This window comes from Ruegeria sp. L11, from assembly GCF_056531755.1.
The window spans coordinates 291339-305066 of record NZ_JBQFMI010000003.1 but is presented as its reverse complement, the minus strand read 5'-3'; the positions used below and the strand labels follow the sequence as shown (position 1 = coordinate 305066).

Here is a 13728-nt window from a genome sequence, read left to right as displayed (position 1 = left end):
AAATGACACCGGGGAGAGCGGACATGACCTTTATTCTGGCAATTGATCAGGGCACCACGTCCTCGCGCGCGATCCTGTTCGACGGGCAGATGAACCGTGTTGGCACCGCTCAGCAGGAGTTCCCCCAGCATTTCCCGCAAGAAGGTTGGGTTGAACACGACCCCGAGGATATCTGGTCCAGCGTCATGCATGTGTGTCGCGAGGTGATGGAAAGCGCCGGTGTTTCGGCTGACCAGATCACGGGTATTGGTATCACCAACCAGCGTGAAACCACCGTGGTCTGGGACATGCAGACCGGCAAGGCCATCCATAACGCGATTGTCTGGCAGGACCGCCGCACCGCCGAAATCTGCGCCCGATACAAGCAAGCCGGGTGTGAAGATGACGTCACCGCCCAGACCGGCCTGCTGCTGGACCCTTATTTCTCGGGCACCAAGGTCAAATGGCTGCTGGACACCGTTTCAGGCGCACGCGCGCGGGCAGAGGCCGGAGAGTTGCTGTTCGGCACCATCGACAGTTTCCTGATCTGGCGTCTGACCGAAGGTCGTGTCCATGCCACTGACGCCACCAACGCCGCCCGCACCCTGCTGTTCGACATTCACAAAGGCGCCTGGAGCGCTGAGATTTGCGAATTGCTGGATGTACCCGTTCAAATGTTGCCGAATGTGCAGGATTGCGCCTCGGATTTCGGCGCAACCACCTTGCTTGGCGGGAACATCCCCATTCTGGGTGTGGCAGGCGATCAGCAGGCAGCCACCATCGGTCAGGCCTGTTTCCAGCCCGGTATGATGAAATCAACCTATGGCACGGGCTGTTTCGCGCTGCTGAACACGGGTGCGCAGCCAGTTGAATCGAAAAACCGCCTGCTGACAACAATCGCTTACCAATTGGACGGTCAGCGCACCTATGCGCTGGAAGGGTCGATCTTTATCGCCGGGGCCGCCGTGCAATGGCTGCGCGACGCGTTGCAGATCATCGATTCGGCCCCGCAAAGCGGCGACCTGGCTGCGCAGGCCGACCCGAACCAGCATGTGATTCTGGTGCCGGCGTTCACGGGCCTCGGAGCGCCTTACTGGAAGCCGGATTGCCGCGGTGCGATGTTCGGGCTGACACGCAATTCCGGCCGGGCCGAGATTGCCCGCGCCACGCTGGAAAGCATCGCCTTTCAGACCCGCGACCTGTGGCACGCCATGCAGGGCGACTGGGGGGCCGAGGCGGATGTCATCCTGCGCGTCGACGGCGGGATGAGTGCATCTGACTGGACAATGCAGGGTCTTTCAGATTGTCTGGGTGCCCCGGTGGATCGCCCGGTTATGCAGGAAACGACCGCCCTTGGCGCCGCATGGCTGGCAGGTATGAAAGCCGGGATTTACCCGGATCAGGCCGGTTTTGCCGAAACATGGGCGCTGGACCGGCGGTTCGAGCCAACGCAAGAGCAAACCGAACGCGACGCGGCCTATGATCGCTGGCAACGGGCGGTTCAGGCGGCGATGGCGTTCTAGCTGTGATCTTTCAACAAGCGCTGCTTTTGCCGTGACCAGTCGCGCTTGGCCTGAGTTTCGCGCTTGTCGTGGGTTTTCTTACCCTTGGCGATGCCGATTTTGACCTTGGCCAGTCCTCTGTGGTTGAAATACAGAACCAGCGGCACCAGCGTCATGCCCTTGCGTTGCGTTGCGTTCCACAGGTTCGACATCTGCTTGCGGGATACAAGCAGTTTCCGGCGGCGACGTTCTTCATGCTTGAACATCTTGGCCTGCTCATACGGCGCGATATAGCTGTTGACCAGCCACAGTTCTCCGTCATCGACCGTGGCATAGCTTTCGGCGATGTTCGAGCCGCCCGCGCGCAGGGATTTGACCTCGGACCCCTGCAGGATGATGCCACATTCAATGTCCTCTTCGATTGCGTAATCGAAGCGGGCGCGCCGGTTTTCGGCGATTACCTTGTAATTCGGGTCTGTCTTCTGCTTGGCCATGACGCGTTGATTTAGGCGGCTTGAGCCGCCCTTGCAAGGCAGGGATTTTCGGAGTGCCTCAGGATTTAGCTGAAATGATCAGGTCCGGGCCGAAAATCGTGTCCGCATGGTTGTGCAGGTAGATCTTGAGCCACGGTGTAAACCGATCCGGGTGGCGGGCCACTTCGGCCAACAGGTCATGGTAGTCGATCCAGCGGATATCCATGACTTCGTCCGGATCAGGCGCGATTTTCAGCGGTCCGCGCACATGGGCCAGAAAAACGTCGACCACTTCGTTTTCCACCATGCAGTTCCCAACATCGGCGTGGTATTCCAAACGGTGACGGTATTCAGGATAAAGACCTGTGATCCCCAGTTCTTCGTTCAAACGGCGCACGGCGCAGGTTGACGAGCTTTCGTCCCAGTCGGGGTGTGTGCAGCAAGTGTTCGCCCACAGGCCGGGCGTGTGGTACTTGCCCAGCGCCCGACGCTGCAACAAAATCTCGGTGCCCCTAACGACAAACACCGACACGGCCTTGTGCTTGAGGCCCTTTTCGTGAGCTTCAAGTTTGTCTACCGGAGTCAATTCACCATTGACCCAAGCCGGGATCATAATGCCCATCTGTCCTCTCCTGTTGCCAATCCGCCTGACGGGCGCTGATGTTGGGTTTAGCTGTTGCCGGGTCGGCTTGGCGTTGCGGCACACTCTGCGGTTTGCCGTCAGATACCAAAGTGGCGCTGTTCTACACTGGTATCAATCGCACCAAAGGCCGCAGGGGCTGCGGCCTTTGGTCCTTGTGCGTGGGTGCACAATGCTAGCGTTTATTCGCCTGATACACTGACGATATAGGCGTAGACGTCTTCACCGCCGCTTTTCAACTTGAAGGTCATTTTCGACTTGGCAGCGGTGTCGTCCAGATACGATTTAAGGAAGCCCTTAGGGTCCTGCGTGTATTCCGCAAAGGAGGCCTCATCCCAGACCAAACCCTGCTCACCAGCTGCGACGATGCTGTCGCCATATTTGAAGTCTTCGTAGGTTCCGGCAGTGCGGCCGGCGACACCAAAGAGGTTGGGGCCGGTTTTTCCGCCTTTGACAATGACTTCTCCGGCCGGGTCAGCGATCATGTGGCAGGACTTGCATTTGTTGAAAGCTTTCTCACCGGCTTCGGCATCGCCTTCGGCATGGGCGGGCAGCGCCAGCAGGCCAGCGATTGCGATAGTGAGGATACGATTCATAGCTTGTGCTCCGATACAAATTGTCTGCACCGAATGGACCCCCGGCGCATAAAAGTGTCAACGCGCGGATTGCCGCGCGCATCTACAGTGCCACTGCGACACATGGTGTGTCCTTAACTTAAGTCATGTACAGCGGTCCAGCAGGGCAACAGGTCTCCTTCCGCCGGGGTCGCCAGATAAACCGCCCGCGCGATGGCGCGGGACAGGCACAGCGAAGCCGCGTGCCCGATCAAAGCGAGATCGGCTTCGGATGCGATGGGGCGGGCGCCGGTACTGATTCCAAAAACCAGATCACCGTCGCCGGGTGTGTGTGCGGGAAGGATCGCCCGGGCAATTCCGTCGTGGGCGGCAACGGCCAATCTTTGGCATTGGGGTTTGGTCAATGCGGCATCCGTGGCAACGATGGCGATGGTCGTGTTTGTCTGTTCGGGTTGCGCTGGCCTCATGGCTATCGCTTTGCGGCTGGGGCGGATCCGGCTTTGATCCGGCGACATATCGGGACCCAGCCCGCCAAATTCTGCACCTTGTTCAAAGGGTGCCGCCCAAAAGTGCCGGTCACCCGGTGTTGTGATACTGCCCAGCGGGTTCACCGCAACGAGGGCCCCGACCGTGACCCCATCAGGCAGAATGGACGAGGCAGAGCCAAGCCCGCCCTTCTGCATTGCGGCCAACGCCCCGGTGCCTGCCCCGACGGACCCCAAATCAAATTCTTTTGAAGCGCCCAGATAAGCAGCCCGCCCCAGCGCACGATAGGGGTTTTCCACCCAATCCTTTGCACCGCCATTGAGCAGATCAAACAGGATCGCACCGGGAATGATCGGAACCTTAGCGGACCCGACGGGAAATCCGCGCCCCTCGACCCGCATCGCATCTGAAACACCCGAGCAGGCGTCGAGTCCAAAGGCCGATCCGCCGGACAGAACCAGCGCGTCCACCCCTGTGACGGTTTTATCAGGCGCAAGCAGATCGGTTTCGCGCGTACCCGGTGCCCCGCCCATCACATGGACCGACGCAACGAACGGTTTATCTGCCGTAAGAACCGTGGTCCCGGACTTCAGCGTATGGTCCTGGGCGTTTCCAACCTTCAGGCCGGGGACATCGGTAATCAGGTTTCTTGGTCCAGGGATCATCTTGAGCTCGGGATTGGAGCGGGGAAGCGCGCGGGCGCGCGCTGCCTCCGGCGGGGATATTTTTGGCCAGATGAAGAGCGGATCAGATACATCGGCCGCCATCGACCTCGAGCGCGGTGCCGGTGATCATGCTGGCCTCGTCTGAACACAGGAAACAGGCGGCGTTGGCCATGTCTTCGGGTGTTGAAAACCGTCCCAGCGGGATGGTCGCCAGAAATTTGGCGCGAATCTCGGGCGTGTCTTCGCCCATGAAAGATTTCAACAGCGGTGTTTCGCCCGCCACTGGGCAGATCGCGTTCACGCGAATGCCGGTTGGGGCCAGTTCGACCGCCATGGTTTTAGTTGCCGTGATCATCCACCCTTTGGACGCGTTGTACCAGTTCAGATTCGGGCGCGGTGACAGGCCCGCTGTCGAGGCCACGTTCAGAATTGCGCCCGCGCCGCGCGCCTTCATATGGGGAACAAATGCCCGGGCGGTCAGATAGACGGACTTCATGTTCACGTTGAAGACCCGGTCGAAATCATCCTCGGTGACGTTTTCCAGAGGGGTTGGCAAGTGGGTGACACCTGCATTGTTTACCAGAATATCGAGCGCCCCAAAGGCGGCAAGTGCCGTGTCCGCCATCACTTGAACCGAAGCCCAGTCGCCGACGTCGACCTGATGCGCCAATGCCCCGGCCCCAAGTTGCGCCGCCATCTCAGCGGCTGCGTCACCATTGATGTCCGCGATCATGACGCGTGCGCCTTCGGTCAGGAATTTCCTCACGATCCCCGCACCGAACCCCGATGCGCCACCGGTGACGATTGCGGTTTTTCCCTCCAGCCTCATGACGTTGCCCTTTTGCAGCCTTTGCGGGCCAGACTATCAACGCCCCGGCAAGATGCCAGATCAATCTTCAGACACCTTGCCCCGCAGCGCCTTGACGTCGCCACGCGCCTTTTTCGCGGCGAGCCGACGCTTGACCGAACCATAGGTCGGTTTCGTTGCAATCCGCCGTTTAGGTTTGACCAGCGCGCGGGAGATCAGTTCTGCCAGCCTAGCGCGCGCGATTTCACGGTTGCGGGCCTGCGAGCGTGTTTCCTCACATTGAATGATGATTGCGCCGTCTTTGGTCCAGCGTCGCCCGGCCAGTCGCTTTAACCGGGCTTTGACCGGATCGGGCAAGGACGGCGAGCGCGCGGCTTCGAAGCGCAGCTCGACTGCGGTCGACACCTTATTGACATTCTGCCCTCCGGGACCGGACGACCGCACAAAGCTTTCGGTCATTTCCCAATCTTGCAGCGCGATATCATCGGTGATGTACAGCATGGCAGTGTCAGCTTGGATACTTGGGCGAATGAAAAGGAAGGGTCGCGATCCCGACCCGAGCCGTCGGGTGCCCGCGAGATGCGGGTGGGCACAACCCATTGCGGCATAGCATTTCGTCAAGTCTCCTCATCTTCGGTGCCTAACGCAGCGCATATTTGCGATCAAGCCTGCTTTGGCAGGTCGTGCAATTCAGAATCCTGGCGGTGGCCGGGACGTTTGTTCGCGTCAGCTGCGTTCGTTACCGAAGACGTCATGTTGTTGGCGCCCAGAGAGCCCTGCTGCGCGGGCGCGAGGCGTTCATCGAAGCCTATAAGGAAAGAATGAAGGAAAACATCGGCGGAACACATACAAATGAGTTGATCGATTTCGGTGTCGATGGCGATACCGCCTATCAGGTCGGATCCTTTGCATTTGCTGACTCTGATCCGCCGGAAAAAGGGAAGTTTGTGAACGTCCTGAAACGCCAGAAGGATGGCACCTGGAAAGTCAGCATTTCCATCTTCAACAGTGACCTTCCGTAGCGGCCCTGAGTTGAGAGCGAGCAGACATGGAACCGAGGTGTCAGGCGATTGACTGGCCTTGAGCACCGCGGGCGATATCACGCAACACCTTCAGCTCCAGCTCGTCTTCCTCATGCACCCGTGCCAGGATTTCTTTGCTGCTCACGACGGCAATTGCTTTTCCATTCTGAGTTACGACAAGATTTCGGATTTTGTGCTTGGCCATCAGATTAAGACCATTGGACAGCTTCGAACCCAGCGCGCAGGTGACAGGTTTTTCCGTCATCCAGTCACCCACTGTCTGCTTGTAGAAAGCCGAGCCGGAATCCGCCAGGCACAGCAGCACGTCATGATCCGTGATAATCCCGACCAGCTTCCCATCGCTGAGAACCGCCAACGCATTCACGTCCAGCAACGCAATGGTGACGGCCGCATCGAACACCGTTGTGTCAGTGTCGCAAAATGGCGGCTTTTTCAGGTTCTGCGTTTTGACAATGCTTGAGATCGTCATGTCTTCCTCGTGGTTGAGCGCCCGACCCCTGTGTTGATCAGGGCGCATGAAAAACACTAATTCAGGAGCGGCATCATCGCCGTTGCAAGGCTCAGGACCAGAAAAAAACCCGCCATGTCAGTGATCGTTGTCAGCAAAGGGCCACTGGCGACCGCCGGGTCCTGACCGATGCGCTTTAACAACAATGGCAGAACGCCACCGATCGATACCGCGATGATCGTGTTCAGGCCCAGCGCGCCGCCAATCACCAAACCCAGAAACGGGTTTCCTTTCCACATCCAGGCAACGAGTCCGATTAGCAGGCCAAGGACACAGCCGTTGATGATGCCGACCGAGACCTCTTTTAACCAGACCCGCATAGCATCAATGGGCCGAACCAGACCAAGCGAAAGCTCGCGCATGCTGACAGCAACGGCCTGATTGCCGGAACAACCGCTCATATCCGAGACCATCGGCAGGAACACAGCCAGTGCGATCACGGCGGCAAGGGTCTGTTCATAGGCGGCAATCACGCTGGCCGCGATCACGTTGAGCACGATGTTGGCCGACAGCCATTGAAGCCGACGCCGCGCCCTGAGCGGCAAGGGCATCGATCGCAGTTCGTCCCCAAAGACACCCTGACGTTTCAGGCTTGCGGATTCCGCGCGCTCTAGCAGGGCCTCATCCACGGCAGAACGGGAAACGACACCCACAAGGTTCCCGTCCGTTTCGACAACCGGCAACCCAAGAAAAGGGTGCTCATCGAAAAGGTCCTCCAGTTCTTCCAGTGGCATGCCGGCCGGAACCGTGATAGGGGGCACCATGATATCGGTGAGTTTGATGCTTCGCCGTGTGGACAGCAGGCTGCGTAAGGACAGCACTCCGACAGGCACGCCATCGGAATTCAAAACGTAGGGGTGCTGGCCACGGTAACGTTCCAGATCGTATTCTTCATGAGCGAAACGCCGCAGAACCTTTCCGACTGTATCACCATCGGAAAAGGTAAAGGCTTCGGCCACCATCAGACCACCGGCGACATCGTCGTCATATTCGACCAGCCGCCGGACATCCGCCGCATCTTCCGGGTCCATCCGGGCAAGGATCGCTTCTGCATCGGCATCTTCAAGTTCCCCGATGACATCCGCCTGAATGTCGGAATCCAGTTCAAGGATAATTTCGGCGGCCTGATCGGACACCATGTGTTCGACAAGATCGACCGCCAGTGCGTTTGGCGCTTCTTCGACCAGTTCTGCAGCACGTTCCGGTGGCAGCAACGAGAGTGCGGCGCTTCGCTGGTCAACGGGCAGGTTGAGCAATTCCCGCAGTGCTTCGCTTAACGAAAGCGGATCAAGCAGGTCTGCCAGCGCCGCCCCGTCGCGATTTTCCAACGCCAGCTGAAGCTGCGTCCCTGTTTCCTTTGGTAAGGAGTCCGTATCGCTCATCCGCCGACCTGTGGGGGTATAGATTCTTAACTTACGCCGATATAGCAGAAATTATTTGCCTATAGACAAAAAAATTTTTGATTTGTAAGAAAGTGCATGCAGGAAAATGACTGGACATCCGCCGCAGCCGAACGTCTGGCCGTCTTGTACGATCAGGAGTTTGGCGGCAAGGCCAGCGGACGGTATCGCATTCCGGACAAGCTGGTGCGTCGGATCGCCGGGCGCAGGCGTTTGTATGAAGCAGATATCCGCGCCCTGTCGATCGCACTTTTTGAACTTGGGTATGTGTTAATCGATATGGATAGTTTTTACGTTGTGATGAGCGCGAATTCGTTTGTGAATTACCGGCGCGCCAATGATGACTGCGTGGCTTAGTCGCCATGGCTAAGAAAACAGGATACCCCGAAGTCATAGGATGGCGCGAACGGATCAGCCTGCCCGAGTTCGGGATTGAGCATATTCCCGCAAAGATAGACACAGGCGCCAGAACCGCAGCCCTGCATGCCGTGGACCAGACCGTATTCGAGGTTGATGGTGAACGATGGGTCGAGTTCATGATCCCGGTCCATAACCGCCGTTCATCGGGCCGGGTGCGCACCCGAGTTGTAGACGAGCGGGAAATCAAGAACACAGGCGGCATTCCGGAACGGCGGTTGATTGTCAGAACACAGCTTTTGCTTGGGCGACATCGCTGGCTGATCGACGTTTCGCTGGCCAACCGTGCGAAGATGGAGTTTGATCTGATCCTTGGCCGTACGGCCATTCGAAGGCGCGGAATCCTAGTCGATCCCGGCCATTCATATCTTCTGGATGCACGAAAAGACCCGAAAAAGATGAAGAGCAAGACAAGATCCAAGGACGCAGAGGGACGACGCTAATGAAATTTGTCATGCTTGCCCGGAACCCAAACCTGTATTCCCACCAGCGTCTGAAAGAGGCTGCTGAACAACGCGGGCACCAGTTGGATATTGTGAACACACTGCGCTGTTACATGAATATCGCGTCGCGTCGACCCGAGGTTTATTACGACGGCAAAAAGCTTGGGCGTTATGACGCGGTGATCCCGCGGATTGGCGCTTCGGTCACATTCTATGGGCTGGCCGTGTTGCGGCAGTTCGAGATCATGGGTGTCTTTCCGCTCAACGAGTCGGTTGCGATTGGCAGATCCCGCGACAAGTTGCGATCCATGCAGCTGATGGCGCGGGACGGGATCGGATTGCCGGTCACCACCTTCGCGCATGACCCGAAACAGACCGACGAAGTCCTCAAACTGGCCGGGGACGCTCCGCTGGTGGTCAAGCTGCTGGAGGGCACGCAAGGCATCGGCGTGGTGCTTGCGGATTCAAACCGGTCGGCAAAATCCGTGGTCGAGGCGTTTCGCGGCGCCAAGGTCAACATCATGGTACAGGAGTTCATCAAGGAAGCAGGCGGCACGGATATTCGTGCGCTTGTGGTCGGTGGAAGGGTGATCGCGGCAATGCAGCGAAAAGGGGCTGAGGGCGAGTTCAGATCAAACCTGCATCGCGGTGGCAGCGCCAAGCCTATCAAAATCTCGCCCGAGGAACGCTCGACAGCCGTGCGTGCGGCCAAGGCCATGGGTCTTAATGTGTGCGGTGTCGATATGCTGCGCGCCAATCACGGCGCCGTGGTGATGGAAGTAAACTCTTCGCCCGGGCTTGAAGGTGTTGAAAAGGCTACCGGCATTGATGTCGCGGGCAAAATCATCGAGTTTCTCGAAAAGAATGCAGCCAAAGGCAACACGAAGACTCGAGGCCGTGGGTAGAGCTGATGCGCGGTCCCTTTGAAATCGGAGGTTTTCGCGTACCGCCCGGCACACGAACCACTCTGGATTTGCCGGTTAGCGTACTGTCGGATCATACGCCGGTAAGCATGTCAGTACACGTGGTTCACGGTCGCCGCCCCGGACCGGTCCTGTTTGTCAGTGCCGCCGTTCACGGCGATGAGGTGATCGGCGTGGAAATCGCACGGCGGCTGCTTCGGGCGCCACAGCTTGACAAGCTTGCGGGTACCTTGCTGGTTATCCCGATCGTGAATGCCTTTGGTTTCATGACACATTCCCGATACCTTCCCGACCGGCGCGACCTGAACCGTTCCTTCCCCGGCAGCGAGGGGGGGTCGCTGGCCGGTCGGCTGGCGCATCTTTTCATGACCGAGATCGTCGAGCGGTCGGACCTGGGGATCGATCTTCATTCTGCCGCGATTCATCGCACCAATCTGCCGCAGATCCGCGTCTCTCCGGCTTCGGATGTCACCCTTAGATACGCGGATGCCTTCGGTGCGCCCGTGGTGATGATTTCAAAGCTGCGCGACGGGTCACTGCGCAAGGCCGCGCAAGAGCGTGGTGTGGATATCCTGCTGTTCGAGGGCGGTGAGGGTCTGCGTTTCGACGAACTGTCTGCGCGGGCGGGGGTTGCAGGCATCCTTCGGGTGATGAACGCAAAGGGCATGGTTGCCAAGCGTGGCATCGCCGCTGTGCGCGAAAAGCCTGTCCATGTCCGGTCAAGCTCATGGATGCGCGCGCCCGCCGGTGGCCTGTTGCGGACTTTCAAAGCGACCGGAGAATACGTGGCCGCCGGTGACCTGCTTGGACGCATTTCCGACCCGTTCGGAGAACTCAGGACCGATATCATCTGCGAAACCACGGGTATCATCGTGGGGCGCACTAATCTGCCTGTCGTTCATGAAGGTGACGCGTTGTTTCATATTGCGGAAACGACCGGCTCGGATGTCGAAATGCGGGTCGATACAATTGCCAGCCAGCTTGACGGCGATCCGATGTTCGATGAGGACGAGATCATTTAGACGCCGGAGCCAAAAGAAACGCGGGGCAGTTGCCTGCCCCGCGCCAGCCTACAGGATCGCACGCAATCTGTTACTCGCCAGCGCCTCCCAAGCGGCGAGCGCGATCAGCGCAGATCCCGTGAGCCAAGCATTTGCCACTGCCACACCATGACCGGTAAAATTCAGCACCTCGGGCGCGGCGATCAGCAATGCCCCGACCGCCAATACCGGAGCCACCCGTGCGAGAAGGTGGCCCCGGCCGCTAGCGCCTGACATGACCAACACACCAATACCGATCGTCATGAAGGCGAGCGACTCACGGTCAGACGAACCGTGAGCTAGGGTTTTCTGGCTGAACAGTACAAATGGGGACAGCACTAACCAGATACCCATCCCGGCAAGCATCCACCTGTAGGGTGGAGAGGGGTTTCTCATGTTCTTGGCAACCCTGGCTTATTCGTCACCTTTGGGTTCAGGAAGCAACTTTGCCTCGACCGCAGCGACCATTTCTTCGTCATTGACGAAACCATCGGCATCCGTGTCAATTTCGGCAAAGCTCTCACTGGTAATATCGGGATACTTTGTCTGTAGCTCGGTCAGCGAAGCCAGACCATCACCGTCCGTGTCCAGTCCTACCGGCAAGGCAGCGGCCGGAAGGGCAAGGAATGACGCGAGCAGAGCAACAACAGAAACTCGACTCATTTTGTTCTCCATCAGGGAATGGGCGGTTTACCCATTGAGGGGTTGGTGCAGCGCTTGGGTGTCGGAGGCTTATCTACGGCAGACAGATTGCACCTGTTCCGCAGATCGGGTTGTCCACTATACGATGTAAACTATTGATTGGCGGTCCGATCCGGTGGGGGCACTTTCGCGCTACGCAGCATATATCGCACATCCGCATAGCGTTGAATAACGAATTTATATCACCCATAATATCGAATATTCAAATAGTTGAACGATGGACATTGAGCTCGCCCGAACTTTCCTTGCGGTCGTTGAAACCGGTACTTTTCTTGACGCAGCGGACAAGGTCCATGTTACGCAATCGACTGTCAGCATGCGGATTCGAACGCTCGAACAACAGCTTGGACAGCCCGTTTTTGAACGCAGCAAGTCTGGTGCGACCCTGACCATTGCCGGGCGGCATTTCCTCAAACATGCGCAGGTTCTGGTGCGAACGTGGACCCAGGCTAAGCTGGATGCCGGTCTGCCTGCTTCGATGGCAGCCGCCTTGGAAATCGGCGCAACACCAAGCCTTTGGGACGGCTATCTAATCAACGCCCTGCCCGAGTTGATGGCGGCACTCCCTGACGTCGCCATCCGGGCGACAGCGGCCTCGTCGGAAACACTCACGCGCGAAATCGAGGAAGGCAGCCTGGGTCTTGCCATCATGTACCGGCCGCGAAACGCACCGGGCTTGTCCGCGCTCCAGCTTTTCGAGGACGAGTTTGTTCTTGTCAGCAGCGGCCCGGAAGCCCTGCCCGCTGATCTGGGCAACGCTTATGTCCTGATAGACTGGGGCCCGGAGTTTCGCGCCGATCATATGTTGAACTTTCCGGAACTTGATGCACCGCGCCTTCAGCTGGGCATTGGCACCCTCGGCCTGCAATATCTTCGGTCGGTTCCCTCGGCCGGATACTTCCCACGGCGCGTTGTCGAACCGGAACTTCGCAAAGGCTGGCTCAAGTTGATCGAAATGGCACCCAGATTCGCTTATGCCGCCTATGTCGTGTTCGATGAAAGTGAGGAAGAAGGATATCCGGGTCAGGCCGCGCGGCAGCTTTGCCAGACATCAAGTGCACGCGGCCAGACACCGAAGCTTTGACGACACGTATTCACGCCGTTGCCGCGACCAAGCTTTATGCTGCGTCAAACGCAGCCAGCCTCCGCGCATGGTAAGTATTGAACACCCCCAGTGGGTGACGGCAACAAAAAGGGCCGCCCCAGCGGGACGGCCCTTCGAAAGTTCAGGAGGTCGGGTCGGTTAGATCAATCGACCAGCCGGAGCGAGCGCTCCGCCAAGGGCTGCCCTAACGGGCGATCCCCCCGGTTGTTCCGACACCTCTCTCCAATCTCTTTCTTGACACTGGATCACCTCCTTTTCTATCTGTTGCGGTTGAAAAGAAGCGTGCCACAAGTTGTGCCATTCTCAAAGCGTTTTTTTACACAGGCTGCGCAGTCAGCCGCGCAACGATCACCTTGAACGGGATCAGGGCGATCAGGGCCAGTGAAAGCTTCACCAACCAGTCCGCAAAAGCCAGCGTCACCCAAAGCGGTGCCACCGGGCCGGACAACATGAAGGGTACCGGCTCCCACGCCCAATTAATTGCGGCGTCAGCATTGGCACCGAAGAAGGCGACCGAGGCCGAAAAGGCGAGGGTGAAGAAGATCGCGGTATCCAGTGCAGATCCCACCAGCGTCGACACCAGCGGCGCACGCCACCAGCGACCACCGCGCAGGGAATTGAACACGGTGACATCCGTCAGTTGCGCGATCAGGAAGGCGGTTCCCGATGCAACGGCGATGCGCAGCGGTACAGCAGCATAGGTGAACCCGTCACCCTGCAACATGATCTGGCTGCCGATGAGCGAGCAGATAACACCGGTGACAAAGCCGGCAAACACGACCTTGCGGGCCGGACCCACGCCATAGACGCGGTTCATGATGTCTGTGACCAGAAAGGCCAGCGGATAGGTGAAAGCACCCCAAGTCAGCAGCCCGTCAAGGATCAGGAACTGGACCAGAATGTTCGACGCCACAACAATGGTGGCCATGGCAATAATGCCGGGAATGAAGTTACGTTGCATGTTTTGATGCCCGTTTTGACAAGGTAGCGGCGACTTGGCCAAGGGACCGTCCCAAGGC

Annotated in this window: 18 protein-coding genes; 7 read left to right on the top strand and 11 right to left on the bottom strand. The window is 58.3% G+C overall.

Annotation, left to right across the window (positions count from 1 at the left end; translation table 11 throughout):
• Nucleotides 1–23: 23 nt before the first annotated feature.
• Nucleotides 24–1502: a glycerol kinase GlpK gene (gene glpK, locus ACR0CE_RS09660; RefSeq protein ID WP_480832128.1), complete on the top strand. Its 1479-nt coding sequence runs from the start codon at nt 24–26 to the stop codon at nt 1500–1502.
• Here the strand turns inward: glpK and smpB are convergent.
• From smpB to arfB, 6 genes are all read right to left on the bottom strand, one after another.
• Nucleotides 1499–1975, bottom strand: coding sequence for an SsrA-binding protein SmpB (smpB, locus tag ACR0CE_RS09655; protein WP_267365868.1), 477 nt, complete (start codon nt 1973–1975; stop codon nt 1499–1501). The two genes, glpK and smpB, sit on opposite strands and share 4 nt — an antisense overlap.
• A gap of 58 nt (nt 1976–2033) precedes the next feature.
• Complete coding sequence (gene idi, locus ACR0CE_RS09650; RefSeq protein WP_480487859.1) at nt 2034–2576, bottom strand: isopentenyl-diphosphate Delta-isomerase; 543 nt, start codon at nt 2574–2576, stop codon at nt 2034–2036.
• A 200-nt stretch (nt 2577–2776) separates the two neighbouring features.
• Nucleotides 2777–3190 carry a c-type cytochrome gene (locus tag ACR0CE_RS09645; RefSeq protein WP_480832126.1) on the bottom strand — a complete coding sequence of 138 codons (414 nt, stop codon included), beginning with the start codon at nt 3188–3190 and terminating at the stop codon, nt 2777–2779.
• Between the two features lie 113 nt (nt 3191–3303).
• Nucleotides 3304–4320 carry a P1 family peptidase gene (locus ACR0CE_RS09640; protein ID WP_480832124.1) on the bottom strand — a complete coding sequence of 339 codons (1017 nt, stop codon included), beginning with the start codon at nt 4318–4320 and terminating at the stop codon, nt 3304–3306.
• A gap of 82 nt (nt 4321–4402) precedes the next feature.
• Nucleotides 4403–5149 carry an SDR family oxidoreductase gene (locus ACR0CE_RS09635; RefSeq protein ID WP_480832122.1) on the bottom strand — a complete coding sequence of 249 codons (747 nt, stop codon included), beginning with the start codon at nt 5147–5149 and terminating at the stop codon, nt 4403–4405.
• 60 nt (nt 5150–5209) lie between these two features.
• Nucleotides 5210–5629, bottom strand: coding sequence for an alternative ribosome rescue aminoacyl-tRNA hydrolase ArfB (gene arfB / locus ACR0CE_RS09630; protein WP_480832121.1), 420 nt, complete (start codon nt 5627–5629; stop codon nt 5210–5212).
• A gap of 182 nt (nt 5630–5811) precedes the next feature.
• Between arfB and ACR0CE_RS09625 the strand changes: the two genes are divergently transcribed.
• Complete coding sequence (locus ACR0CE_RS09625; RefSeq protein ID WP_480832119.1) at nt 5812–6150, top strand: YybH family protein; 339 nt, start codon at nt 5812–5814, stop codon at nt 6148–6150.
• Nucleotides 6151–6190: 40 nt separating this feature from the next.
• Here ACR0CE_RS09625 and ACR0CE_RS09620 read toward each other — a convergent pair whose 3' ends face one another.
• Nucleotides 6191–6640: a CBS domain-containing protein gene (locus ACR0CE_RS09620; protein ID WP_480772982.1), complete on the bottom strand. Its 450-nt coding sequence runs from the start codon at nt 6638–6640 to the stop codon at nt 6191–6193.
• A gap of 56 nt (nt 6641–6696) precedes the next feature.
• Nucleotides 6697–8061, bottom strand: a complete 1365-nt coding sequence (mgtE, locus tag ACR0CE_RS09615; protein ID WP_480832117.1) for a magnesium transporter — start codon at nt 8059–8061, stop codon at nt 6697–6699.
• Nucleotides 8062–8157: 96 nt separating this feature from the next.
• Here mgtE and ACR0CE_RS09610 point away from each other — a divergent pair, with 96 nt between their 5' ends.
• Genes ACR0CE_RS09610 through ACR0CE_RS09595 form a run of 4 tightly spaced genes read left to right on the top strand, consistent with a single transcriptional unit; the run spans nt 8158 to nt 10884 of the window.
• The gene (locus tag ACR0CE_RS09610; protein ID WP_480832115.1) at nt 8158–8436 is read left to right on the top strand and encodes a hypothetical protein; all 279 of its coding nucleotides are present in this window, start codon (nt 8158–8160) and stop codon (nt 8434–8436) included.
• Nucleotides 8437–8441: 5 nt separating this feature from the next.
• Complete coding sequence (locus tag ACR0CE_RS09605; RefSeq protein WP_480832114.1) at nt 8442–8939, top strand: ATP-dependent zinc protease family protein; 498 nt, start codon at nt 8442–8444, stop codon at nt 8937–8939.
• Complete coding sequence (gene rimK, locus ACR0CE_RS09600; protein ID WP_209505176.1) at nt 8939–9844, top strand: 30S ribosomal protein S6--L-glutamate ligase; 906 nt, start codon at nt 8939–8941, stop codon at nt 9842–9844. Before ACR0CE_RS09605 ends, rimK begins: the two co-directional genes overlap by 1 nt.
• 5 nt (nt 9845–9849) lie before the next feature.
• Entirely contained in the window at nt 9850–10884 is a 1035-nt protein-coding gene (locus ACR0CE_RS09595) for a succinylglutamate desuccinylase/aspartoacylase family protein (protein ID WP_480487875.1), read from the top strand.
• A gap of 48 nt (nt 10885–10932) precedes the next feature.
• Here ACR0CE_RS09595 and ACR0CE_RS09590 read toward each other — a convergent pair whose 3' ends face one another.
• Complete coding sequence (locus tag ACR0CE_RS09590; RefSeq protein WP_480832112.1) at nt 10933–11298, bottom strand: hypothetical protein; 366 nt, start codon at nt 11296–11298, stop codon at nt 10933–10935.
• Between the two features lie 18 nt (nt 11299–11316).
• Nucleotides 11317–11565: an EF-hand domain-containing protein gene (locus ACR0CE_RS09585; RefSeq protein WP_480482695.1), complete on the bottom strand. Its 249-nt coding sequence runs from the start codon at nt 11563–11565 to the stop codon at nt 11317–11319.
• A gap of 256 nt (nt 11566–11821) precedes the next feature.
• Here ACR0CE_RS09585 and ACR0CE_RS09580 point away from each other — a divergent pair, with 256 nt between their 5' ends.
• Entirely contained in the window at nt 11822–12688 is an 867-nt protein-coding gene (locus ACR0CE_RS09580) for a LysR family transcriptional regulator (protein ID WP_480546903.1), read from the top strand.
• Nucleotides 12689–13025: 337 nt separating this feature from the next.
• Here the strand turns inward: ACR0CE_RS09580 and ACR0CE_RS09575 are convergent, their stop codons facing one another.
• Nucleotides 13026–13670, bottom strand: coding sequence for a queuosine precursor transporter (locus ACR0CE_RS09575; RefSeq protein ID WP_480487882.1), 645 nt, complete (start codon nt 13668–13670; stop codon nt 13026–13028).
• Nucleotides 13671–13728: the final 58 nt, after the last annotated feature.